Source organism: Providencia sp. CIM-Carb-044 (genome assembly GCF_033901115.1).
In the GTDB taxonomy this organism is placed as follows: domain Bacteria; phylum Pseudomonadota; class Gammaproteobacteria; order Enterobacterales; family Enterobacteriaceae; genus Providencia; species Providencia hangzhouensis.
The window spans coordinates 45,726-68,496 of the sequence record NZ_JAXADV010000001.1; the positions used below are offsets into that span (position 1 = coordinate 45,726).

Annotated in this window: 23 protein-coding genes; 11 read left to right on the forward strand and 12 right to left on the reverse strand. The window is 40.6% G+C overall.

Features of this window, described 5'->3' with window-relative positions:
- Window positions 1-21: 21 nt before the first annotated feature.
- The 4 genes from moaC to SJ312_RS00205 all read left to right on the forward strand — a co-directional run bounded on the left by moaC (window position 22) and on the right by SJ312_RS00205 (window position 2,038).
- Window positions 22-498: a cyclic pyranopterin monophosphate synthase MoaC gene (gene moaC, locus SJ312_RS00190; RefSeq protein ID WP_094962424.1), complete on the forward strand. Its 477-nt coding sequence runs from the start codon at window positions 22-24 to the stop codon at window positions 496-498.
- Window positions 498-743: a molybdopterin synthase sulfur carrier subunit gene (gene moaD / locus SJ312_RS00195; RefSeq protein WP_004256672.1), complete on the forward strand. Its 246-nt coding sequence runs from the start codon at window positions 498-500 to the stop codon at window positions 741-743. The genes moaC and moaD overlap by 1 nt, the downstream gene beginning before the upstream one ends.
- 1 nt (window position 744) lies before the next feature.
- Window positions 745-1,197, forward strand: a complete 453-nt coding sequence (gene moaE, locus SJ312_RS00200) for a molybdopterin synthase catalytic subunit MoaE (RefSeq protein WP_110591362.1) — start codon at window positions 745-747, stop codon at window positions 1,195-1,197.
- A gap of 133 nt (window positions 1,198-1,330) precedes the next feature.
- Window positions 1,331-2,038: a Bax inhibitor-1/YccA family protein gene (locus SJ312_RS00205; protein ID WP_004256664.1), complete on the forward strand. Its 708-nt coding sequence runs from the start codon at window positions 1,331-1,333 to the stop codon at window positions 2,036-2,038.
- A 211-nt stretch (window positions 2,039-2,249) separates the two neighbouring features.
- On the opposite strand, the gene SJ312_RS00210 is transcribed toward SJ312_RS00205, so the two are convergent.
- The 5 genes from SJ312_RS00210 to cecR all read right to left on the reverse strand — a co-directional run bounded on the left by SJ312_RS00210 (window position 2,250) and on the right by cecR (window position 8,098).
- Window positions 2,250-3,356 carry an ABC transporter permease gene (locus SJ312_RS00210; RefSeq protein WP_094962425.1) on the reverse strand — a complete coding sequence of 369 codons (1,107 nt, stop codon included), beginning with the start codon at window positions 3,354-3,356 and terminating at the stop codon, window positions 2,250-2,252.
- A 9-nt stretch (window positions 3,357-3,365) separates the two neighbouring features.
- Entirely contained in the window at window positions 3,366-4,505 is a 1,140-nt protein-coding gene (locus SJ312_RS00215; protein ID WP_004256657.1) for an ABC transporter permease, read from the reverse strand.
- Window positions 4,502-6,241 (reverse strand): ATP-binding cassette domain-containing protein, encoded by a 1,740-nt coding sequence (locus SJ312_RS00220; protein WP_004256654.1) that lies wholly within the window; start codon window positions 6,239-6,241, stop codon window positions 4,502-4,504. The genes SJ312_RS00215 and SJ312_RS00220 overlap by 4 nt, the downstream gene beginning before the upstream one ends.
- A 9-nt stretch (window positions 6,242-6,250) precedes the next feature.
- Window positions 6,251-7,246 (reverse strand): secretion protein HlyD, encoded by a 996-nt coding sequence (gene hlyD / locus SJ312_RS00225; protein WP_136135082.1) that lies wholly within the window; start codon window positions 7,244-7,246, stop codon window positions 6,251-6,253.
- A 153-nt stretch (window positions 7,247-7,399) separates the two neighbouring features.
- A complete protein-coding gene (cecR, locus tag SJ312_RS00230; RefSeq protein ID WP_004256610.1) occupies window positions 7,400-8,098 on the reverse strand; it encodes a transcriptional regulator CecR in 699 nt (232 codons plus the stop codon).
- A gap of 285 nt (window positions 8,099-8,383) precedes the next feature.
- On the opposite strand from cecR, the gene rhlE reads away from it, so the two are divergent.
- The 3 genes from rhlE to SJ312_RS00245 all read left to right on the forward strand — a co-directional run bounded on the left by rhlE (window position 8,384) and on the right by SJ312_RS00245 (window position 11,230).
- Window positions 8,384-9,712 carry an ATP-dependent RNA helicase RhlE gene (rhlE, locus tag SJ312_RS00235; RefSeq protein ID WP_110591365.1) on the forward strand — a complete coding sequence of 443 codons (1,329 nt, stop codon included), beginning with the start codon at window positions 8,384-8,386 and terminating at the stop codon, window positions 9,710-9,712.
- A gap of 168 nt (window positions 9,713-9,880) precedes the next feature.
- Window positions 9,881-10,822: a tRNA dihydrouridine(16) synthase DusC gene (gene dusC, locus SJ312_RS00240; RefSeq protein WP_096864122.1), complete on the forward strand. Its 942-nt coding sequence runs from the start codon at window positions 9,881-9,883 to the stop codon at window positions 10,820-10,822.
- Between the two features lie 159 nt (window positions 10,823-10,981).
- Window positions 10,982-11,230, forward strand: a complete 249-nt coding sequence (locus SJ312_RS00245; RefSeq protein ID WP_004256598.1) for a GlsB/YeaQ/YmgE family stress response membrane protein — start codon at window positions 10,982-10,984, stop codon at window positions 11,228-11,230.
- Between the two features lie 80 nt (window positions 11,231-11,310).
- Here SJ312_RS00245 and sseA read toward each other — a convergent pair whose 3' ends face one another.
- Both sseA and SJ312_RS00255 read right to left on the reverse strand, forming a co-directional pair.
- On the reverse strand, window positions 11,311-12,150 hold the full coding sequence (sseA, locus tag SJ312_RS00250) for a 3-mercaptopyruvate sulfurtransferase (RefSeq protein WP_319866663.1): 840 nt from the start codon (window positions 12,148-12,150) through the stop codon (window positions 11,311-11,313).
- Window positions 12,151-12,188: 38 nt separating this feature from the next.
- Window positions 12,189-12,350, reverse strand: coding sequence for a hypothetical protein (locus tag SJ312_RS00255; RefSeq protein ID WP_004256593.1), 162 nt, complete (start codon window positions 12,348-12,350; stop codon window positions 12,189-12,191).
- A 257-nt stretch (window positions 12,351-12,607) separates the two neighbouring features.
- Between SJ312_RS00255 and dinG the strand changes: the two genes are divergently transcribed.
- A complete protein-coding gene (gene dinG, locus SJ312_RS00260; protein WP_319866664.1) occupies window positions 12,608-14,719 on the forward strand; it encodes an ATP-dependent DNA helicase DinG in 2,112 nt (703 codons plus the stop codon).
- A 123-nt stretch (window positions 14,720-14,842) separates the two neighbouring features.
- Here the strand turns inward: dinG and dps are convergent, their stop codons facing one another.
- Window positions 14,843-15,346 carry a DNA starvation/stationary phase protection protein Dps gene (gene dps, locus SJ312_RS00265; RefSeq protein WP_004256573.1) on the reverse strand — a complete coding sequence of 168 codons (504 nt, stop codon included), beginning with the start codon at window positions 15,344-15,346 and terminating at the stop codon, window positions 14,843-14,845.
- Window positions 15,347-15,684: 338 nt separating this feature from the next.
- Window positions 15,685-16,572, reverse strand: a complete 888-nt coding sequence (rhtA, locus tag SJ312_RS00270) for a threonine/homoserine exporter RhtA (protein ID WP_004256572.1) — start codon at window positions 16,570-16,572, stop codon at window positions 15,685-15,687.
- 324 nt (window positions 16,573-16,896) lie between these two features.
- Between rhtA and SJ312_RS00275 the strand changes: the two genes are divergently transcribed.
- The 3 genes from SJ312_RS00275 (at window position 16,897) to SJ312_RS00285 (ending at window position 19,794) form a co-directional block, all read left to right on the forward strand.
- Window positions 16,897-17,472: a TIGR00730 family Rossman fold protein gene (locus SJ312_RS00275; RefSeq protein WP_096864124.1), complete on the forward strand. Its 576-nt coding sequence runs from the start codon at window positions 16,897-16,899 to the stop codon at window positions 17,470-17,472.
- Between the two features lie 30 nt (window positions 17,473-17,502).
- Entirely contained in the window at window positions 17,503-17,961 is a 459-nt protein-coding gene (locus tag SJ312_RS00280; protein ID WP_319866665.1) for a GNAT family N-acetyltransferase, read from the forward strand.
- Between the two features lie 234 nt (window positions 17,962-18,195).
- Window positions 18,196-19,794, forward strand: coding sequence for an ABC-F family ATPase (locus SJ312_RS00285; protein WP_036957930.1), 1,599 nt, complete (start codon window positions 18,196-18,198; stop codon window positions 19,792-19,794).
- A gap of 67 nt (window positions 19,795-19,861) precedes the next feature.
- Here the strand turns inward: SJ312_RS00285 and SJ312_RS00290 are convergent, their stop codons facing one another.
- From SJ312_RS00290 to moeA, 3 genes are all read right to left on the reverse strand, one after another.
- On the reverse strand, window positions 19,862-20,197 hold the full coding sequence (locus SJ312_RS00290; RefSeq protein ID WP_272574706.1) for a zinc ribbon domain-containing protein YjdM: 336 nt from the start codon (window positions 20,195-20,197) through the stop codon (window positions 19,862-19,864).
- A 209-nt stretch (window positions 20,198-20,406) separates the two neighbouring features.
- Window positions 20,407-21,159, reverse strand: a complete 753-nt coding sequence (gene moeB / locus SJ312_RS00295; protein WP_004256563.1) for a molybdopterin-synthase adenylyltransferase MoeB — start codon at window positions 21,157-21,159, stop codon at window positions 20,407-20,409.
- A gap of 5 nt (window positions 21,160-21,164) precedes the next feature.
- Window positions 21,165-22,406 carry a molybdopterin molybdotransferase MoeA gene (gene moeA, locus SJ312_RS00300; RefSeq protein WP_094962436.1) on the reverse strand — a complete coding sequence of 414 codons (1,242 nt, stop codon included), beginning with the start codon at window positions 22,404-22,406 and terminating at the stop codon, window positions 21,165-21,167.
- Window positions 22,407-22,771: the final 365 nt, after the last annotated feature.

A 22,771-nucleotide genomic window follows, 5' to 3' on the forward strand; every position in this document is an offset into this window, starting at 1 on the left:
TTTTTTATTTCAGGAGAAAATATGTCCCAACTGACTCACCTCAATGCGTCGGGCGAGGCGCATATGGTTGATGTTTCAGCCAAAGCTGAAACTGTCCGTGAAGCTCGCGCAGAAGCTTATGTCACCATGAACCCAGCAACCTTAACGATGATTGTCGATGGTAGCCATCATAAAGGAGATGTGTTCGCCACGGCACGTATTGCGGGTATTCAAGCGGCAAAAAACACTTGGCAGCTTATCCCATTATGCCACCCATTGTTGTTAACCAAAGTTGAAGTGACCTTGAAAGCGGAACCTGAACATAACCGCGTCCGTATTGAAACTTGTTGCCGGTTAACAGGGAAAACAGGGGTAGAAATGGAAGCGTTAACAGCCGCATCCGTTGCTGCGTTGACGATTTATGACATGTGTAAAGCCGTGCAAAAAGATATGGTGATTGGCCCTGTTCGTTTATTAGAGAAAACAGGCGGCAAATCTGGACATTTTAAGGTGGAATAATGATCACAGTATTATTTTTTGCTCAGGTACGTGAGCTAGTTGGAACGGAACGTTTAGAACTTACAGACTCATACCAAAAAGTGGAAGACTTGCGCCAAGCACTTTCACAAAAAGGGGATCGTTGGGCGTTGGCACTTGAAGATGGCAAATTACTTGCCGCTGTTAATCAATCATTTGTTTCACTAGACCACCCTCTCTCAGAAGGGGACGAAGTGGCATTTTTCCCACCTGTCACTGGGGGGTAATATGGAAAACACCCATATTGCAGTACAAACTGAAAATTTTAGTGTTGGTGAGCAATATCAATGGCTTGCACAGTGTGATAGTGATGGCGCAGTGGTGATTTTTACGGGGAAAGTGCGTAATCATAATTTAGGTGACAGCGTTGCGGCATTAACACTCGAACACTACCCAGGAATGACTGAAAAAGCGTTAGCGAATATAGTCATAGAAGCAAAAGAGCGTTGGCCATTGCAGAGAGTTAGTGTGATCCACCGCATTGGCACCTTACAACCCGGCGAAGAAATTGTTTTTGTTGGGGTCACGAGTGCTCATCGTAATGCAGCATTTCAAGCGGCTGAATTTATTATGGATTACTTAAAAACGAAAGCCCCATTTTGGAAAAAAGAAACCTTACCTGAAAATGAACGTTGGGTGGAAGCGAAAGAAACCGACGAGGCGTCTGCAAACCGCTGGTAATCGCATTTTTTCCGCTAAAAAATACGAATTTGCTGAATGGTATTGTCAAAAGAATGTGTTAGACTTTGGTTAATTTCTCCGATTGCAGTATTTTTACTGGGTCGATTTTTCTTTTAGCGAAAGGGTAACCATCATGGGTCAGTTTGATCAACGTAATGATTCTCTTGTCCAGGGTGCCAATACTGGCGTTCAGGCATTTATGTCGCAAGTATACGGCTGGATGACAGTCGGTCTACTGCTGACAGCTTTTGTGGCATGGTATTCTGTAAGCAGTGGTTTGTACTACACCATTGCAACCAATAAGATTCTCTTTTTTGGAATGATTATTGCTGAACTTGGTTTAGTGATGGGCATTTCATTCCTGCTGCAAAAAATTAGTGGCATGGCAGCAACGGGCATGTTTATGCTCTATTCATTGCTCACCGGCTTAACGATTTCAGTTATTCTTGCCGCATATACTGGTGAGTCCGTTGCGGGCACATTTGTCATTACTGCGGTAATGTTTGGTGCATTAAGTTTCTACGGCTATACCACTAAACGTAGCTTAACAGGTATGGGTAACTTCCTGTTTATGGCGCTGATTGGTATTGTTGTCGCTTCTTTGGTTAACATCTGGCTGCAAAGCACCATGATGTATTGGGTGATCACTTACGGTGGTGTTTTACTGTTTGCTGCTTTAACTGCTTATGACACTCAAAAACTGAAAGAAATGGGTTCACAAATTGATGAAGACGACAGAGAAACAATGCGTAAATACTCTATTATGGGTGCGTTATCTCTGTATTTAGACTTCATTAACCTGTTCTTAATGTTGCTGCGTATCTTTGGTGACCGTCGCTAATTTGAGTGGCTTTCCTCATTACTCAGTGAAATGAGGGGATAGAAGTCGTTAAAATTGAAAACCCTTGTTACTTTGGTAACAAGGGTTTTTTGATCTAAATACTATCGTAAAATATGATTTGAATATTATTAACTTGTTTGTGATTCAAGGCGTTAATGATAGTTCCAATGCTTTTAATTGTATTTTCAAAGTGTAATATTATTTCTTTTGATCACGCTATCTTCTTCCTAAATAAGTAATAGGCCACTGAACTGGTGATTATCGCAATGATGAATAATGGCCATAAACTATGGAAGATAACTGAAAAATCAGCATTTTTTAGGTATATCTGTTTGGTGATTTCAGTGAAATGACGAATTGGGTTAATCCAAGTGATTTGTTGCAGCCAAATTGGCATGTTTTCGACTGGGGAAATATAACCTGATAGCAGCACTGCTGGCATCATAAATACAAATACTCCAATGAACGCTTGTTGCTGAGTTGAACACAGTGCTGAAATAAGTAAACCAAACCCCACCAAGGACAACCCATAGAATAACATTGTGGCATAAAAGAGGAGTAGGGAGCCAGCAAAAGGAATTTGATAGCAAAAGATCCCAATAACTAGGACTAAACTTGCCTGTGCAGTCGCTACTATCAATGCAGGTACCGCCTTACCAATAAATATTTGCCAAGTGGTAAGGGGAGAAACGAGCAATTGGTCCAGGGTGCCTTGTTCTCTTTCCCTTGCGATAGAAAGAGATGTCACAATCAGTACCCCGATCGTAGTTATTAAAGCTACTAATGAAGGCACAATAAACCATTTATAATCTAAATTGGGGTTGTACCAATTACGAACGATTAATTCACTGTTGTTCGGCAGAGTCTGTGATTGCGTTAGCTCATGTTGGTATTGAGTGACAATTTGTGCAACATAATTTGCTGCAATTTGCGCACTATTTGAATTACGTCCATCAAGGAGTAACAGCATATTAGCGTTATGGTGGCTTGCAATATCAGCACTAAAGTTTTGCCCAAAACGGACAACCAGCAGAGCCTTACGGTTATCAAGCGTTTCACGAATTTCATGTTCATTCTTCAATAATAAAACTTGAGAAAACGCACTGGCTTTGGCGAGACGTTGAGTCAACTCGATAGAATGTTCACCACTGTCTTGGTCAAAAATTGCAATGGTGGTGTTAGTGACCTCAAGAGTGGCAGCCAGAGGAAATAAAATCATCTGAAATATCACGGGTAAAATCAAAATAGCCCGTGTTTGTGGTTCTTGAAGTAATGATTGAAGCTCTTTCATAATTAAGGTGTATAGGCGATAAAACATAACTTCACCTCAATCCAAACGACGGCGAGTTTTTAGCGCCGTCAGTCCAATAAATAGTATTGCAGAAGCGATGAGTAGCAGGAAATCTATCAATAAAACAATATAGATATCACCTGCAAGAAAGAGAGTTTGTAAACTGCTGACAAAGTACCGGGCAGGGATAAAATAAGTCACAGCTTGAATAATGGCTGGCATACTATCAATTTCAAAAATAAAGCCAGATAACATAATAGCAGGTAAGAAGGCGGCATTCAGAGCAACCATCGCTGCATTAAATTGGTTACGAGTAATTGTTGAAATCAATAACCCCATCCCTAATGCCGTTGCCAAATAAAGGCTGGTAATGACAAATAATACTAATAGAGAGCCGCGATAAGGTACTCCTAAGACAAAAGTGGTGACAAACATGCATAATACCATCACAAAAGTACCAAGCACTTGGTAAGGCAATAATTTTGAAAGTAATAACTCAGTTTTAGTGATTTGGGTTGAAAGCAATGCTTCCATCGTGCCACGTTCCCATTCTCTTGCAATAACTAAAGAGGTCAAAATAGCACCAACTACGGTAATAATGATGCTAATTGCTCCTGGAATAATAAAATGCTGACTAATTGCCGCTTCATTAAACCAATAGCGCATATTAAGTTCAATTAGTGGGTCTGTTGGGTAGCCTTTATTTTCCCCTTGCTGCACCAGCCACGTTTGCCACACACCTTGAGTATAAGCTTGCACAAAGTTAGCCGTATTCGGTTCGCTGCCATCAGTAATGACTTGAATTGCGGCATGACCTTGTTTTTGCAGCAATTGGGCTGAAAAATTTACAGGAATGACGATAATGCCGCGAATTTCACCCGCTTGCATTTTATCGATTAATAAATGGCGGTTATTACTAATAGTCGCATCGATAAATGGCGAACCAGTGAAGGTATCAACCAATTCACGAGCTTGCGAACTTTGTTGCTCAAGTAAAATACCGACACGTAATTTACTTGAGTCTAAATTGATACCATAACCAAAAATAAATAGTAACATCAATGGAATAAGCACAGCTATAAGAGCGCTGCTAGGATCCCGCACAATTTGTTTACTTTCTTTCCAGCATAGTGCTTTAAGCCTACGCCATGAAAAATGAGAAGCGGTGTGAGTCATAGTGCCTCCTGTTGCTTATCATAATTCATGATTAGCTCGATGAATGCATCTTCCATGGATGGGTCAGGGTTTTCAGCACTTGCGACTTGCTGTTTCAGTTCATCAGGGGTTCCTGCCGCAATAATTTTTCCATGGTAAACCAGCCCGATACGGTCACAATACTCTGCCTCATCCATAAAGTGAGTCGTGACCATAACGGTAACACCTTTATCAACCATTCCATTGATATGTAACCAAAATTCTCTACGAGTTAGTGGGTCAACACCTGAGGTTGGCTCATCTAAAAATAAGATATCAGGCTCATGCATTAATGAGCAGGCGAGGGCTAAACGCTGCTTATACCCCAGAGGGAGGGATTCAGTCACCTGATTGATAATCGGTTTGAAATTAAAGGCCTCAACCATTTCTTGGATTTTTTTGGTTTGTTGTTGATGATGTAAACCATAAACACCCGAAAAAAATTTCAGGTTTTGCCCCACTTTTAGGTTACCGTACAGCGAGAACTTTTGTGCCATATAGCCAAGGTGCTGCCTGACTTTGTTTGAACTCGTTTTTAAATCCATTCCAAGAACGAGTGCTTGCCCATCTGTTGGCTTCATTAACGCACACATCATTTTAAAAGTTGTCGATTTTCCCGCACCATTTGGCCCCAATAAACCAAAAATTTCTCCTCGTTTAACTTGGAAATTTACGGTATCAGTTGCCGCAAATTGGCCAAATTTTTTGGTTAAATTACGCGCTTCTATGACGGTTTCTTCAGGATTAGGTGGAATTTGCGGTACGATAGCGGCTAATTCCGAACGATGAGATGGGCCCCCGCCTAATAAGTCAATAAACGCATCTTCAAAACGTGGCTGTGCTTCAATGAGTTTTCCATCTGCCATATTTAATGCAGTTAATAAATTTGTCTGTGATGCATTAGGCTTCAAAATTAAGCGAATATAGCGGCCTTGGATTACACCATCGGTAGTTTCTGGTAATACGAGTGCGTTTTGTAATACAGTACGTTTTTGTGTGGCTGGTACATCAAGTAAAAACGAGCGTCCCGCCATTTTTTCAGTTAATAACTCGGGCTTGCCTGCATAAAGCTGTTTGCCTTTATTTAATAGCAGCACATTTTTACATTGCTGAGCTTCATCTAAATAGGAAGTACTCCAAAGAATGAGCATTCCATCATCGGCAAGAGTATGAACCATTTGCCATAGTTCGCGTCGAGCGATGGGGTCAACACCAACACCGGGTTCGTCGAGTAAAAGGACCTTGGGTTTTCCTAATAATGTACAGGCTAACCCGAGTTTTTGCTTCATCCCCCCCGATAATTTACCGGCTAGCCTATTGGTAAAAGGGGCTAGGCTGGTGAAAGAAAGCAGTTGCTGATAGGTTTTTTGGCGCTCTTCGCCGAGTACGCCACGCAAATCTGCGTACAAATTTAAATTTTCTTGTACGGTCAGGTCTTCATATAAACCAAATTTTTGGGGCATATAACCAAGGCCAGCTCGCATAGCAATGCTGTCGTCGATAGGGTCGAGCCCCATCACGCTAATTTTCCCTGCATCTGGTTTTAATAGCCCTGCAATCATGCGCATTAAAGTTGTTTTTCCTGCACCATCAGGGCCGACAAGGCCTGTTACAGAGCCCCCATGAATATCGATTGTTAAGCTTTCAACGGCTGGAGTATCCAAGCCAACAAATGTTTTCTCGACATTGGATAGGCGGATACTGTAATCATCACTCATAGCAAACTCTTACTGTTTATTATCAGTAAATTGAATAGTTACAGGCATACCTTGGCGTAAAGCATCATCTGCATCATTGACGACGATGCGTAGTCGATAGACTAAATCGGTTCGTAAATCCGGTGTTTGTACGCTTTTAGGGGTAAATTCGGCGGTAGGGGAAACAAACCCAATGGTACCATGGTAAGGCTGATTTGGGCGGCTATCCGTATACAGCAAGACTTCTCTACCGGGGATGGCATCACCGAGGTGCGGTTCGCTAACATAGGCTCTGACCCAAACAGGATTTGTTAAAGTGACGCTAAATACGGTATTACCTGCACCGATGATTGTGCCAGGTTCGATTGCTCGGGTTAAAATAGTCCCAGAGGAAGGTGCAGTTAAGACGGTGTCTTGTAAGTCGAGTTCAGCTTGAGCGACAGCCGCTTCGGCTTGTAACCATTCGCCTCGAGCGGCAGCTATCTCTTCTTGGCGAAAACCGCTTTGGTATTGATTTAGTTTATCTTGTGCCGCTTGAAGGGCGGCAAATGCTTGGTTTCGATTGTTCTTCGCGTTATCTAAATCATTAGCTGAAATAACGCGGGAGGCAGCAAGCCCTTGCTGACGTTTATAGAAGTTATCGGCATATTGCCAAGCCGCTTGTTTTTGAGCCACTTCAGCTTCAACTTGTGCAACCTCTTGAGTACGGTAACCACTTTCTTTTAAAGCAAGTTGGGCTTTGGCGCTGTCACGTACCCCTTTGGCTTTATTTAACGCGTTAATGTAGGGGGCATCATCCAGTAGACCAAGTTGCTCGCCTGCAATAATTTTTGCACCTTCATCGACGCTTAGGGATTTGAGCTTACCTGACACTCGAAAACCAAGATTAACCGTTCGGACATCAACATTGCCGTAGAGTGTTAATATTTTGTCTTGCTGTGATTGATAGTAGTAATAACCACCAATTGCAGCACCGATTAATATGAGAATAATGAAAACAACAACAGAACGGTTTTTATTGCTCATAGCTAACCTTACTTAAAGAATCAACGATATGAAAACAAAATTTGTTGTTAGAGGCCGCTGTTTTTAATGAAGAAATGTGGCACCAGCTGCAATAAAATCACCAGCCTCTAGTTATTATCAATGTGAATGAATCACTTTAATTATTTTATCATATCACTTTTCATATTGTTTGCGATGGCGTAAGCCTGCTAATAATATATTTGTATGTTCAATAAGAACTTGATTAATAATTTTAAATTCATTTTCATTGATATGTTTCCAACCCGTTTGGCGTAACAAAGTTTCTCGAGCAATTCGAAATGAAAGTGTTTCGCCAAGGATTGCGTGTGTGTGGATTAGCGTTGTTAAATGATTGGGGTCAGCACCAATGTAAATCGCAATCAAGCGGTTTAGGCGCGAATGTATTGGGCCTAAAGCCTGTTCATGGATTACCGTATAGGCTTCGGTCGGGTTGAGTTGTTCACGTGCTAATATCCGAGAAAAACTTAAATTTTTCTTTTCCAACTGAAAATGATTATAGGCAATGACTGTTTTTTGTAGTAAATCAAGTGCATCATCAGTTACTTGTACTGACAAAGGTTGATTTAGAAAGTTGTCAATTGCTTGAAAAACATCATGGAAATCGTCCCGAATAGTTTTTGCGATAAGCTGAGCTACCGCTAAGTAAAGACCTTCTTTTGAGCCAAAATAATAAGAAATTGCGGCAATATTTTGCCCTGATGCCTGTGCGATCTTGCGTGTAGTAGCGCCATCAAGCCCTTGTTCTCCATATACATCAGCAGCAGTGAGAAGCAATTGCATTTTCGCATTTTCTCCTCGCAACGTTGACGATGAACCTGTATTCATAACCATTCCTTTAAAAATTCAGAATTAAATAACACCTAATTAGCTCTTAATGGCTTTTCATTTTTATAAAAAGTAAAAAACGACATCTCATAGTACAATGTAAGTATATATACTATGTGGGTCGGATTTTATATTAATTTATTAACCAAACTAAATTAATATATTTATCATCTGTAAATAATGTTAGAATTTTACACAGTGTCGCACGGCAGTTTGCGCTTTATCTTCTGACTCACTTCCCCCATAACTGCCACATTCAATTTGAAGCGGTGAAGCCCGGAGTAATTTAATTTGACTACTTTTTCAGACCTCGCGTTAAACGAGGAAATTTTGCTTGCCATTAATGAATTAGGTTATGAAAGCCCTACGCCTATTCAACAACAAGCTATCCCAGCCGTGCTTGCAGGAAACGACCTTTTAGCTAGCGCCCAAACTGGTACAGGTAAAACAGCGGGTTTTACATTGCCAATTTTACAGAAGCTGATTACAACTCCTCGAGCAGGAAAGGATCGCAAGCCTATTCGTGCGTTAATTTTGACGCCAACAAGGGAGCTTGCAGCGCAAGTTGCTGAAAATGTAAAAGAATATAGCCGTCACCTGCGTATTCGTTCTTTTGTCGTCTTTGGTGGGGTAAGTATTAACCCACAAATGATGAAGTTACGTGGCGGGGTTGATATCTTAATTGCAACTCCGGGGCGCTTATTAGATTTAGAACATCAAAATGCAGTAGATCTTTCCCAAGTCGAAGTTTTTGTTCTGGATGAAGCTGACCGTATGTTAGATATGGGGTTCATTCATGATATTCGTAGGGTGATTAATAAATTACCTAAAAAACGTCAAAACTTATTGTTCTCAGCGACGTTTTCTGACGAAATCAAACAATTAGCGAATAAATTACTCAATAACCCTGTAACTATTGAGGTTGCTCCGCGAAACTCAGCTTCTGAGCAAGTGACTCAATATGTTCATCTGGTTGATAAAAAACGAAAAGCGGAATTACTTTCGTTTATGATTGGCCGTGAAAACTGGCAACAAGTTCTTGTTTTTACACGTACAAAACATGGTGCAAACCGTCTCGCTGAGCATTTAAATAAAGATGGTGTCAAAGCTGCTGCTATCCATGGTAACAAGAGCCAAGGGGCTCGTACTCGTGCATTAGCTGATTTTAAATCTGGGGATATTCGTGTGTTAGTGGCAACGGATATCGCAGCTCGTGGCCTTGATATTGAACAGCTTCCTTATGTGGTGAATTTTGAGCTTCCTAATGTTGCAGAAGACTATGTTCACCGTATCGGTCGTACAGGCCGTGCAGAAGCAACTGGGATGGCAGTTTCCTTAGTATGTATCGATGAGGCTAAGTTACTCAAGGATATTGAAAAATTATTGAAAAAATCTATTCCATTGATGGCGATTGAAGGCTATGAGCCCGACCCCTCCATAAAGGCGGAGCCTATTCAAAAAACACCACAACGCAATGAACGTCGTTCAGGTGATAGAAACCAAGGTAAACCACCACGTCGCAGTAATTCGCCATCGTCAAAGCCTAGTTCAGGGAAGGGGGCAAGTTCCCCATGGAAAAACGCCCAGAAAAAAGTCAAACAAGGGCGAAGTGACAGCTAATCTTCCATAAAGCTTGTAGCTCTTTTTAATGTTAATGGCATTAACTGGAGCTACCTGTGAAACTATTTCAAGCCTGTTACTGGTCACCCCCATCTTAGAATTTTCCTGCTCATCTATTCAATAAACGGTATGATAAGCAGGTGTTATTACGTTTTTTGTGAGCCATTTATGCGCGTTTTATTAGCTCCTATGGAAGGAGTTTTAGACCCTTTAGTACGTTGTCTATTAAGCGAAGTTAATGACTATGACCTGTGCATAACAGAGTTTGTTCGCGTGGTTGATACTCTTTTACCAGCAAAAACTTTTTACCGTTTATGCCCTGAACTAAAACATGGTAGTCGTACCCCTTCAGGGACATTAGTTCGCGTGCAGTTATTAGGGCAACACCCTCAGTGGTTGGCAGAGAACGCAAATCGAGCGGTCGAGTTAGGATCTTGGGGGGTTGATTTAAATTGCGGGTGTCCATCAAAAACAGTTAATGGCCACGGTGGTGGTGCGACGTTATTGAAGCAACCTGATTTGATTTATCAAGCTGCGAAATCAATGCGTGAAGCAGTTCCAAAAGAATTACCTATTTCGGTTAAGGTTCGTTTGGGGTGGGATAGTTCCGAATTTGCTTATGAAATTGCAGATGCGGTTCAACAGGCGGGGGCAACAGAACTTACTGTCCATGGTAGAACCAAAGAAGACGGTTATAAAGCAGAGAGTATTAATTGGTCTGCCATTGGAGAGATCCGCCGTAAATTATCGATCCCAGTGATTGCTAATGGTGAAATTTGGGACTATGCAAGTGCACAGCGCTGCCTTGAAATCACAGGTTGTGATGCCGTGATGATTGGTCGTGGAGCACTAAACACCCCAAACCTAAGTCGAGTGGTCAAATTTAATGAATCTAAAATGCCTTGGGAGCAAGTTGGCAGGTTGTTATTAAAGTATACAGAACTTGAAAAACAAGGGGATACCGGCCATTACCATGCAGCCCGGATTAAGCAATGGCTAGGCTATTTACGTAAAGAATATCATCAAGCAGATGAACTTTTTTCTCAGGTTAGGTCGTTAAAAAATGCCCAACAGATTGCGCAAGTGATAACTGAAATTGTGAGCAATTAGTTATGAATAATGTTGATTGGCAAAATTTTATAGTTGCGAAATTAACTTATAGGGTCTTTACTTAATTGGTAGGAGAGCGATTTTATTTATTTAAAGCTCTACTATTATATGAGAACATTTTGACATTATAGTGAAATTACCTAGTCTGGGAGGCGTAAGATGGGTGTAATTGCTTGGATTATTTTTGGTCTAATTGCAGGTGTTTTAGCTAAGTGGCTGATGCCAGGTACTTATCACATGGGGTTCATTATGACCACCGTGCTGGGGATTGTTGGTGCCGTTGTGGGTGGTTACATCAGTACTTTCTTTGGTAAAGGAAAAGTTGATGGTTTCAACTTTGGGAGTTTTGTTGTCGCGGTTATCGGTGCGATTGTCGTACTGTTCTTAGCCGGGATATTTGCCAAATAACCATTTCCTCTACTTGGTAAATCTTCATTCTATAAGCCACTTAAATATCAAGTGGCTTATATTTTTATGGAAGAAGAGGATTACGACTCGATTGGCAGGCCGTTATCTTGCCCCCATTGGGCCCATGAACCATCATACAAACGCACGTTTTGGTTACCTAATAATGTTAATGCCATTAATACCACAGCTGCGGTCATTCCTGAACCACAGGTCATCACTGAAGGTGCATGGATATCCACACCTTGTTTAGTAAAAATAGCTTTAAGTTGCTCCGGTGATTTGAATTCACCCTTTTCAACGAGAAGATCCCATGGGACGTTTTTGCTCCCAGGAATATGCCCCATACGTAGACCCGGACGTGGTTCTGGCGCTTTGGCAAGAAAGCGTGGTTCTGCACGAGCATCAATAATTTGAATTTTTCCTTGATTTACAATATCAAGCATGTGCTCTTGATTCAGTGCGTTACTGTCTTTACGTATGGCATGGAATTGTTTCGCAGCTGGCGGAGTGACTTCCCCGGACTGAACATCAAACCCTGCTGCTTTCCAAGCATCGATGCCACCGGCTAAAATTTTAACGTTTTTGCAGCCCATAGTGGTGAAAGTCCACCACGCTCTTGGGGATGAAAATAAGTTATTCTGCGAATAAATAATAACTTGGGTGTCATTACCTATGCCCATGGCACTAATTGCTTGACTAAAAACATCGGCACTTGGCAGCATATGGGGTAAATCACAGCTTTTGTCTGCAATTTCATCTTGATGAAAGAACTGAGCGTTAGGAATATGTTCTTCTAAATATTGTTGGCGGCAATCATAAGGTGCGGTCGGTGGCGGAGAAGATGCATCGAGTACAATGATGTTATCATTAAATAGATGTAAATTTAACCATTGTGGGGTTACGAAATAATCGTTGTACATAAGCTATCTCCATCCTGGGCTGATAAATTATTTTAAAATTACTGAATTTGATTGGGTGCTGGCAGTGCTGAAGGGGATTGCGGTTGCCCTTGCTCAAGCGGTGTGGTTGAACGTGTATAAATGTTCATACCCGCTAAAACAATACCGCCTACAGAACCAAAAGCGCATAATGCGCAAAGTGCGATAACAACCTTTTTCATTTTCTATAGCCTGCCTAGTGATAAAAATCCAAATGATATAAGAACTCAAAGTATAACCGGATGAGTGTTGCAAACAAGTTAAAAGCTATTTTTTCTGTTGCAGAATGGGCGTTTTGCAAAAAGCTTCCCAATTTTTATGTATAATGGGTATTAATACAGTAGTTTTGCGAAGCGGTTGGCAAAAGCGTTTTTTACATATTCCGTATTGTTGTCAGTTTCGTTATCTTTCATTTTAACTTTGGTCACCTGCATAATTTATGTCCCTGTCGAATAAAACTAAAGAACAAATAACTCAGTGGTATAAAGGGTTGTCCGTACAAATTGACGGGTTTGTTTCCCGATCACCGCAGCGGCAGATGATCGCGCAAGTCGCAAAAAATTTAGCAGATGATGACGGCCGCCATTTGGTTATAGAAGCGCCTACTGGGGTGGGTAAAACGCTATCTTATTTAATACCAGGGATAGCGGTTGGTAGGGAAGAAGGTAAAACCTTAGTGGTCAGTACGGCGAATGTGGCATTACAAGACCAAATTTATAGTAAAGATTTACCCTTATTAAGCAAAATTATTCCTGATTTAAAATATACAGGGGCGTTTGGGCGTGCTCGTTATGTTTGCCCTCGTAATTTAGAAGCTATTTGTGCCGCGGAAGGCGAACAAATTGATTTAATGTTATTGGTGGAAGATAAAACAGAAATTGCGAATAGTGAAGAGCGGGCTATTTGTCAGCAACTGCGGCATGACTTTCAGAGTTTTGCATGGGATGGGCTAAGGGATCACCACAAACGTGCATTTAGTGATAGCTTATGGCGCAAAGTCAGCACAGATAAAATGAATTGTTTAGGTCGTAATTGTCAATTTTATCAGCGTTGCCCATTTTTTATTGCTAGGCGGGAAATCGAAGATGCCGATGTGGTGGTTGCTAATCATGCGTTAGTTATGGCTGCAATGGAAAGTGAATCGGTATTACCTGACCCGAAAAATTTATTATTAGTGCTTGATGAAGGCCATCATGTTCCGGATGTTGCAAGGGATGCCCTTGAAGTTGAAGGCGAAATTACGTTAGTTCAACTAGCGGCACAGCTTGATAGCTTTATTCAGCATGTTGGGCAGTACATGGGGCAATTTCGTCCGGCGAAGCCACCAAAGTTAGCTAACCCCGAACGGTTACAGCAACATGCAGAAAAATTACGTGAAACATTTCGTGATTTCTCATTATTAGCGAATGCATTATTACCAGAAACATCAAAAGAAACTGAATATTTATTTCCGCTTGGTGTATTGCCTGAAGCTATGCAACTGAGCTGTCAGGCCTTGTTTAAGCAAACTGATGCATTGCAGGGGCTGGCGGAAGCCATCTTAAATGATTTGACGGAACAAACTGCGAAGCAAGATATTGTCCGCTTACATCGCTCCATTATTGTGACTAGTAGGGCTATGGGGTACTTTGAAAATATGTCGAAGCTTTGGCGGTTGGCGGCATTAGAACAAAGTTCAGGTGCCCCTGTATCAAAATGGTTAAGTCGGCGTTATGAGAAAAACCAATCTCGCTTCTTTATGCATTGTGCAGGGATCCGAGTCAGCGAACAATTACAACATTTGTTATGGCGAAATGTTCCTCATATTGTGATTACCTCGGCAACACTGAGGTCATTGAACAGTTATTCACGTTTTATGGAACTTACTGGGTTATCCGAAAAAAGTGATGACCGCTTCGTGACATTGTCTTCTCCTTTTAACCATGTTGAGCAGGGAAAAATTATTATTCCTAAAATGGAATATGAGCCAACGATAAACACTGAAGCTGAACACTTAGCGGAAATGGCAGTATTTTTCCGTGAACAATTCACTAAAAATACTCACCGTGGAGTACTGGTTTTATTTAGTAGCCAAAGAGCGATGGAAGGTTTTCTTGAGCACGTAAAGGATTTGCGTTTGCAGCTTTTAGTTCAAGGAGATCAACCACGTTACCGGTTAGTCGAAACTCATTGCGAAAGAATTAACCAAGGGCAATCTAGTGCCTTAATTGGCTTACAATCGTTTGCTGAGGGGTTAGACCTAAAAGGGGAATATTTAACTCAGGTCCATATTCATAAAATTGCATTTCCACCAGTAACAAACCCTGTGATTATCACCGAAGGGGATTGGTTGAAATCATTGAAGCGATACCCATTTGAAGTACAAAGTTTACCTAGCGCCTCATTTAACTTGATACAGCAAGCAGGTAGGTTGATTCGTAGTCATGAGTGCTATGGTGAAATTATTATTTATGATAAACGTTTGCTAACTAAAAATTATGGTAAAAGGCTATTAAATGCATTACCTGTATTTCCTATAGAACAACCTGAGATACCTAAAAACAGTAAATAACTAAGTTAACTTATTTTATTTTTAGGTATTTGAATAACAGTTTGATTATAGTTAATGACTCGCAAATAAAATGGCCACTCTACAGTGGCCATTGGTCAATTTTAATTGACTCTATTTACGACATTACTCAATATTTGCTTCTAAGAACCAGAGGAATTTATCCATATCGCGGGAAGCTGCGGTAAACATATCCGCAGTGTCTTCGTCTTCCACCTCATCAATGGCTTTACGGATATCATTCGCGACAATAGCATAGCGGTCGGCTAACGCTTTTAAGTGGTCTTGTACACTATGGATATTAATTGGGTAAGCTTCTAACGAGGTGAAGCGGTTAACTTCTTGCGTTGTACCAATAGCAACACCTCCCAATTGAACCGCGCGCTCTGCGAATTCATCTAAATGTTCAACTAACGTGGTTCTAAAGCCATCTAGCATTTCATGGATAGCAATAAAATTACGGCCACGCATATTCCAGTGGGCTTGTTTAGTCATTAGAGAGAGATCGGTAAAATGGACCACCATAACATTAAGAATTCCAATGGTTTCCAATTTTACGCTGTCTTCCATATCATTACGTGTATATAAAAGTTCATTTGAAGATGCTTTAAATAATTTAGCTGTGCTCATGATTCATCCTCTCTTAAATATGAATTTGTTTAGTAACCTCATCTGTCAATAAATATAAAATAACCAAACTAATTTGTCATAATGTAATAAACGATTAATTTAATAGGTCTATTCGATATACTTTATTAACCGTTAATTAATTGTGGATCTTCGGTACTAATCGTTTTTGACAATAAGTGCGATAGAGATGATAAATTTTTATTTAAAGCATAAACTAGAAATAAAAATAGATTATTTCAAATTGATGAATAAAACTTTACACGAAAAAAGGTTAATAAATATCTATATATCGAATTTATTAACCTTGATTGTCTTTGTTTGCTTATAGTTTTTAGTGACTAGGACACTTTTTCGATTTTTGACTTTGGTACCGCTGTTGAGGTGGAACCAATAGAAGCACAGACAATACATAATAATGCCAACCATTGAGTCATCGTTAAGTGCTCATTTAGGAAAACAATTCCTAAAAATGCGCCCATACAAGGTTCAAGGCTCATCAATGTACCAAAAGTTCGGGCTGGTAAACGCGTTAGTGCGATCATTTCTAATGTATAAGGAAATGCGGTTGATAAAATCGCGACTGCTAGTGCAATAGGTAAAATTGAGGGGTCGAACATCACCTCGACACCTGTTTGCATTAAGCCGATAGGGAAGAAGATCATGGCAGAAATAAATGAACCTATTGCAACGGTTGCTGCACCGTAACCCGCTCCTGCACGTTGCCCGAATATAATATACAACCCCCAACAGACACCGGCTCCGAGAGCATAGAGAGCACCGAGTGTATCAATGGAATCAATATTATCGCCGATTGGAAGTAAGAATAATAACCCAACAATAACAAGGGCTATCCATAAAAAATCAATCGGACGGCGAGAAGAAAACATCGCAACGGCTAAAGGGCCAGTAAATTCTAAAGCAACAGCTATCCCTAATGGAATTCGTTCAAGAGATAGGTAAAACAAATAATTCATCGTACCTAGGGATAACCCATAAGCAAGCAATGGAACTAGCGAATTTTTTCTGAATTTTAAACGCCAAGGCTTAAAAATAACGAACAAAATAATAGTAGCAAGCAATAAACGTAAACCAGTAACACCGGGAGCGCCGATAACAGGAAATAAAGTTTTAGCTAAAGAAGCTCCGCTTTGAATAGAGGTCATTGCAAGCAGTAATAACCCTATAGGTAATAGCGGAAATGCGCTCTTTTTAGTGTCGGCAGACATAAATAAGTAAACCTCGGAAAACGTAACTTAATTGATAATAAATATTTAGAAAATAAGTATTCAGTGATGAAAAATAATTTCTTAAAGATTATCTCATAAAACAGCACGGCTTTATATTTGTTTATGGTTTAGCTATAGAGAATAAGGGGGGTAAATGTGCTTTATTGGTTGTCAACATGTTGGTTTAGTTGAATAGCAGTGCTATAAACATGAGTTAGTCTCATTTTATTATGGCGAAGAGTGAAGCTTGAGCTTCTGTATTAGGCTCGTATAATTCAGTGCTTTAACTAAAAAGTCACAATAAAAATGGAAAATGAGGAACAAATGGGAAAAATTAAAAGTATTGCAGTGTATTGTGGTTCCAGTATGGGAAAAAATGAGGTCTATCAACAAAAAGCCATTGAGTTTGCTAAAGAAATGGTTAAACGTGATATCACGTTAGTCTATGGTGGAGCGAGCGTGGGAATTATGGGGACAGTTGCTGATACCGTATTGTCATTAGGGGGAAAAGCGATTGGGGTGATCCCATCATTGCTAGAAGAACGTGAAATTTCTCATAAGAATTTAACTGAGTTGTATAAAGTTGAAACGATGCATCAGCGTAAAAGTAAAATGATTGAGCTTGCGGATGCCTTTGTCGCTTTGCCTGGCGGTTATGGCACACTTGAAGAGTACGCAGAAGTATTTACTTGGAGCCAAATTGGTTTACATGCTAAGCCATGCGCTTTATTTAATATTAATAATTATTGGCAACCATTGATTGATATGACAAATAAGATGGCAGATGAAGGTTTCCTCCATGAAAAATACCGTCATATGGCGATTGTGAATGATTCTCCCGCTGAGTTATTAGAAAGTTTTGAATCTTATGTCGCCCCACCAATTAAGACCTACGACTAGCGTTAATATTAAAATCTCAGAGAGGAATGCATGATAAGGGAAGCTATTAAAAGTGATGTAGAATCCATTTTATCGCTTTACCAAATTTTGTTTTCGGAAATGGCATTATTCGACCCTGAACGTTTACAACCAGCAGAGCAGGTTAGGGAATTTATTGAAAATGCGATTATTGACGATAAATTTTGTTTATTAGTTGCTGAATTTAACGGTGAGATTAAAGGGTTTTGTATTGCACAACAACAAGCAGCTGACCCTTATAACTGTGTTGTTCCTCGAAATTTTGGTTATATCTTTGACCTAGTTGTTGCTCCTAATTTCCGTGGTGAAAAAGCAGGGCAAAAATTACTAAATGCGATGAAAGCCTGGGCGAAAAGTCGACAACTAAGCCACTTGGAGTTGTCAGTGTTAGCGCAAAACCATAAAGCGATTAAATTTTATGAGCGAGAAGGGCTAACTGAAATCAGCCGTACTATGGGGATCACTCTTTAGTTTGGCATTTAGTCAGCCTTTCCTTTCGTGTTAATCAATTTGCTGAAAACAGCACAAGATCTAAGCGGTGTAATATGGCATAATGCGCCGCTATTTATACCTGCCATACTCTAATGACCATACATGGAGTGTATTTTGCTGCTCAAATCACTATTTTGGGTTGTTTTGCACGCTGTAGTCATAGACCCCTAATCATCGCAGGCTATTTTACACCGTTTAATTTAAGGCATAGCAGTGTTAACAACGAACAATATCACTATGCAGTTTGGCAGTAAGCCACTGTTTGAAAACATTTCAGTTAAATTTGGCACAGGCAACCGTTATGGTTTGATCGGCGCAAATGGCGCGGGTAAATCCACGTTTATGAAGATTTTAGGGGGAGATTTAACCCCTACAGCTGGAAATGTGAGCACGACTGATCCAAATGAGCGTATTGGTAAACTTCGCCAAGATCAGTTCGCATTTGAAGAATTTACCGTACTTGATACCGTGATCATGGGCCATAGCGAGCTGTGGGACGTCAAACAAGAGCGCGATAGAATCTATGCTTTACCTGAAATGAGCGAAGAAGACGGCTACCGTGTGGCTGACCTAGAAGTCGCTTATGGTGAAATGGACGGTTATAGTGCGGAAGCGCGCGCAGGTGAATTATTACTGGGTGTGGGTATTCCTGTTGAACAACACTATGGGCCGATGAGTGAAGTCGCACCAGGCTGGAAGCTGCGAGTGCTGTTGGCTCAAGCCCTATTTTCTGACCCTGATATCTTATTACTCGATGAGCCGACGAATAACTTGGATATCGATACGATTCGTTGGTTAGAGCAAGTGCTGAACGATCGTAACTGTACTATGATCATTATTTCCCATGATAGGCACTTTTTAAATACCGTATGTACCCATATGGCTGATCTAGATTACGGTGAATTGCGTTTATTCACTGGTAACTATGATGAATATATGATCGCGGCAACTCAAGCACGTGAGCGTTTACTGGCAGATAACGCGAAGAAAAAAGCACAAATTGCAGAACTGCAATCTTTTGTTAGCCGCTTTAGCGCTAACGCATCTAAATCGAAACAAGCGACTTCACGCGCACGTCAAATTGATAAAATTCAATTGGATGAAGTGAAAGCGTCTAGCCGACAAAATCCATTTATTCGTTTTGAACAAGAGAAAAAATTGTTCCGAAATGCGCTTGAATTAGAAGCTGTAACGAACGGTTATGACCAAGGGCCATTATTCAAAAACGTCAATTTATTACTGGAAGTTGGCGAAAAAATGGCTGTCATTGGTGCTAATGGTATCGGTAAAACTACATTCTTAAAAACGCTGGTGGGTGAACAGCCTGCAACAAGCGGGATGGTTAAATGGTCAGAAAACAGCAGCATTGGATACTATGCCCAAGACCACGCAGAAGATTTTGAAACGGATTTAACCGTGTTTGACTGGATGAGTCAGTGGAAAAGTGAAGGGGATGACGAGCAAGCGGTGCGCAGTATTTTAGGCCGTTTACTGTTTTCTCAAGATGACATTAAAAAGAAAGTTAAAGTGTTATCCGGTGGTGAACAAGGGCGTATGTTATTTGGTAAGTTAATGATGCAACAGCCAAATATTTTGATTATGGATGAGCCAACCAATCACTTGGATATGGAATCTATCGAGTCATTAAACTTAGCCCTCGAATTATACAAAGGTACGTTAATTTTCGTTTCTCATGACCGTGAGTTTGTTAGCTCGTTAGCGAGCCGTATTTTAGAAATCAAAGAAGATAAAGTCATTGATTTCAAAGGTACTTATGATGAATACCTGACAAGCCAAGGTGTGGTTATCTAAATAGAGTTTTTAGATTAGAAACAAAAAGCCCTCAAATTTTGAGGGCTTTTGAATGGGTGAAGTAAACTTAGTTTTTCTTCACAAACTCAGATTTCAATTTCATTTGACCGAAACCATCAATTTTACAATCGATATTGTGGTCGCCTTCGACCAAACGGATACCTTTAACGCGGGTACCAATTTTTAGCATAGAAGAGCTGCCTTTGACTTTGAGATCTTTAATAACCGTGATGGTATCACCATCAGCTAACAGGTTGCCATTGGCATCTTTTACAATCAATTCATCAATATCAGCTACAGGTTCGGCATCATTCCATTCATGCGCGCACTCAGGGCAGGTATACATATCGTTATCAGTATAGGTGTATTCAGACTGGCATTTCGGGCAAGGAGGGAATTGCATATTCATACTCTCAGTAACTTTATCAAAAGAATAAACAGTGGTGATATTTAAACCATCAAGCACCACAAAAGAGAGATAGTATAAGGTGAAAGGGCAATTAAATTATTTTTTCGGATTATTCTTAATTTTGATGTAATGAAAATAGGAAAAAGGCGAGAAAAGCCTCGCCTGAATGATGAGAAAAGCCAACTTGCCCGAAAATTTAGCAGTTAGCCTTTAGCACAGACTTCACAATGCGGGTCTTTGCTAAGTTTAAATTGGCGAAAATCCATGGTCATTGCATCAAATAGCAATACTTTTCCTGAATTAACTTTCCCATAATTAGCTAATAATTTAATGGTTTCCATCGCTTCTAGCGTACCAATGGTACCGACTAAAGGGGACATAACCCCTGCTTCCACACAAGTTAAGTTATTTTCGCCAAATAAACGGCTTAAACAGTGATAGCAAGGGGTGTTTTCTTCATAAGTGAAAACAGATAATTGCCCTTCCATGCGAATAGCAGCACCTGAAACCAGTGGTTTTTTCTGTGGTAAACACAAGCGGTTGAGCTGTTCACGAATGGCAACGTTATCTGTGCAGTCTAAGATCACATCATGATGCATAATTAATTCATCAAGTTGTGCATCATCAAGTTGTGCATTGACGGTGTCAATTTGAATATATGGGTTAATGGCAGCAAGTTGCGCTTTAGCTGAATCAACTTTCGGTGTACCAATGGTGACGTCACGGTGCAAAATTTGCCGTTGCAAGTTAGACAATGACACGGTATCGAAATCCACCAATGTCAGATGACCGACACCAGCAGCAGCAAGGTATTGAGTTGCGGCACAGCCTAAACCGCCAAGGCCAATAACCAGTACTTTGCCAGCTTTAAGTTTTTCCTGCCCATCGAAATCAAACCCACGGAGGATAATTTGGCGGTTGTACCGCAACATTTCCGGATCGCTAAGCTCTTGCACTGTTATTATTCACTTTTTAATAAATAGTTAAACATTTCGACTTCAACCATTTCACCTGCTTCAACGCGCCCACGTTCTCTTTCAAGGACAATAAAACAGTTGGCTAAACTAAATGAACTAAACACATGTGAGCCTTGGTGACCCGTCGTGGCGACTTGCAACTGCCCTTGCTCATTGGTGCTTAGAATTCCTCGTTGAAAATCTAAACGGCCCGGGCTTTTCTTCAACATGGTGGTCACTGGAACCTTGAAGCGTAGCGGAGCACGCCATTGGCTGTGCCCTGAAAGGCGGGCAATCAGCGGTTGAACCAATTGATAGAAGGTGAGTGCAGCGGAAACAGGGTTCCCCGGCAGCCCACAAAACCAAGCGTCGCTCAGCTTACCAAAAGCAAAAGGTTTTCCTGGTTTAATGGCTAACTTCCAAAAACCAATGGTGCCTAATTCATCCAAAATTTGTTTGGTATAGTCGGCTTCACCTACGGAAACACCGCCACTACTGATCACTAAATCAGCGTGTTGGTTAGCTTCGATAAAGGTTTGCTTGAGTTTTTCGGGCGAGTCCGGTATTACCCCTAAATCAAGCACTTCACAATTAAGTTTTTCCAGCATCAGACGAACGGTAAAACGGTTAGTATCATAAATTTGCCCATCTGCTAAAGGAAGGCCGACGGCTTGTAGCTCATCCCCCGTTGAAAAAACGGCAACTTTAAGGCGGCGATATACGGTGACATCAGCAATACCCAGTGAAGCAATTAAAGGTAGCTGAGCGGTCGTTAGTAAGGTGCCCGCAGGGAATACGGCACTGCCTTGGGTAATATCTTCCCCTGCTTTGCGGATATTACTACCTTGTTTAATTGGTTGGGTGAATACAATACCTTGGTCCGTTTGTTGTGTAGATTCTTGCATCACAACGGTATCCACTCCTTGTGGAATTGGTGCGCCTGTCATAATACGTACGCAGCAACCTGCTTTTAGTTCACCTTCCATCGGGTTACCCGCAAAAGATTTACCTGCTACAGGCATTGGCGTTTTACCATCCCAATCGGCGAAACGTAAGCCATAACCATCCATAGCAGAATTATCAAATGGTGGAACATTGATAGGGGAAATCAGGTCTGTCGCAATGATGCGTTGTGCAGAGGAGGTCAGTGGAATGATTTCTGTATCTGTGACGGTTTTCGTTTGAGATAGTAATTTTTCCAATGCAACATCTAGAGAAATCAAATCGTTAGTATGACACTGATCCATAAATAATGACCCTCATTATTGTTATCTGCCTTGAGGCTTTAAAATGTGTTCGTGATGCATATTATGGCAGAAATCCATTAGTGGGTGAATGAATAGAAATTGATTACAGATAGCTTTTGGTTAGATTTAACGAATAGGGAGGCATTACCACAGACAAAATTACGCATGAAATGACCTATTTTTAGATTATTTATTGCGTTAATCATTTCAAGTTTATTCGTTTATCGCCATTCAAGGTTAAAACATTGATAAAAAATGTGCTACTAATCACCTTATATAAGGTGTAAAACCTTTTAATGTATGTATTCATTTGGTGAATAAATTGCAGGGTAAAATGCAAATATTTCACAGCGATTAACGATGTT

Excerpts from the sequence above, each read along its gene's own strand:
- cecR (WP_004256610.1), bottom strand. The coding sequence starts at position 8,098 with ATGGTTATGAATACAGGTTCATCGTCAACGTTGCGAGGAGAAAATGCG.
- SJ312_RS00290 (WP_272574706.1), bottom strand. The coding sequence starts at position 20,197 with ATGCAATTCCCTCCTTGCCCGAAATGCCAGTCTGAATACACCTATACT.
- SJ312_RS00215 (WP_004256657.1), bottom strand. The coding sequence starts at position 4,505 with ATGACTCACACCGCTTCTCATTTTTCATGGCGTAGGCTTAAAGCACTA.
- SJ312_RS00275 (WP_096864124.1), top strand. The coding sequence starts at position 16,897 with ATGGGAAAAATTAAAAGTATTGCAGTGTATTGTGGTTCCAGTATGGGA.
- moaE (WP_110591362.1), top strand. The coding sequence starts at position 745 with ATGGAAAACACCCATATTGCAGTACAAACTGAAAATTTTAGTGTTGGT.
- moaC (WP_094962424.1), top strand. The coding sequence starts at position 22 with ATGTCCCAACTGACTCACCTCAATGCGTCGGGCGAGGCGCATATGGTT.
- dinG (WP_319866664.1), top strand. The coding sequence starts at position 12,608 with ATGTCCCTGTCGAATAAAACTAAAGAACAAATAACTCAGTGGTATAAA.
- SJ312_RS00245 (WP_004256598.1), top strand. The coding sequence starts at position 10,982 with ATGGGTGTAATTGCTTGGATTATTTTTGGTCTAATTGCAGGTGTTTTA.
- sseA (WP_319866663.1), bottom strand. The coding sequence starts at position 12,150 with ATGTACAACGATTATTTCGTAACCCCACAATGGTTAAATTTACATCTA.
- hlyD (WP_136135082.1), bottom strand. The coding sequence starts at position 7,246 with ATGAGCAATAAAAACCGTTCTGTTGTTGTTTTCATTATTCTCATATTA.
- rhtA (WP_004256572.1), bottom strand. The coding sequence starts at position 16,572 with ATGTCTGCCGACACTAAAAAGAGCGCATTTCCGCTATTACCTATAGGG.
- moeA (WP_094962436.1), bottom strand. The coding sequence starts at position 22,406 with ATGGATCAGTGTCATACTAACGATTTGATTTCTCTAGATGTTGCATTG.
- dusC (WP_096864122.1), top strand. The coding sequence starts at position 9,881 with ATGCGCGTTTTATTAGCTCCTATGGAAGGAGTTTTAGACCCTTTAGTA.
- moaD (WP_004256672.1), top strand. The coding sequence starts at position 498 with ATGATCACAGTATTATTTTTTGCTCAGGTACGTGAGCTAGTTGGAACG.
- SJ312_RS00220 (WP_004256654.1), bottom strand. The coding sequence starts at position 6,241 with ATGAGTGATGATTACAGTATCCGCCTATCCAATGTCGAGAAAACATTT.
- SJ312_RS00205 (WP_004256664.1), top strand. The coding sequence starts at position 1,331 with ATGGGTCAGTTTGATCAACGTAATGATTCTCTTGTCCAGGGTGCCAAT.
- SJ312_RS00255 (WP_004256593.1), bottom strand. The coding sequence starts at position 12,350 with ATGAAAAAGGTTGTTATCGCACTTTGCGCATTATGCGCTTTTGGTTCT.
- dps (WP_004256573.1), bottom strand. The coding sequence starts at position 15,346 with ATGAGCACAGCTAAATTATTTAAAGCATCTTCAAATGAACTTTTATAT.
- SJ312_RS00210 (WP_094962425.1), bottom strand. The coding sequence starts at position 3,356 with ATGTTTTATCGCCTATACACCTTAATTATGAAAGAGCTTCAATCATTA.
- SJ312_RS00280 (WP_319866665.1), top strand. The coding sequence starts at position 17,503 with ATGATAAGGGAAGCTATTAAAAGTGATGTAGAATCCATTTTATCGCTT.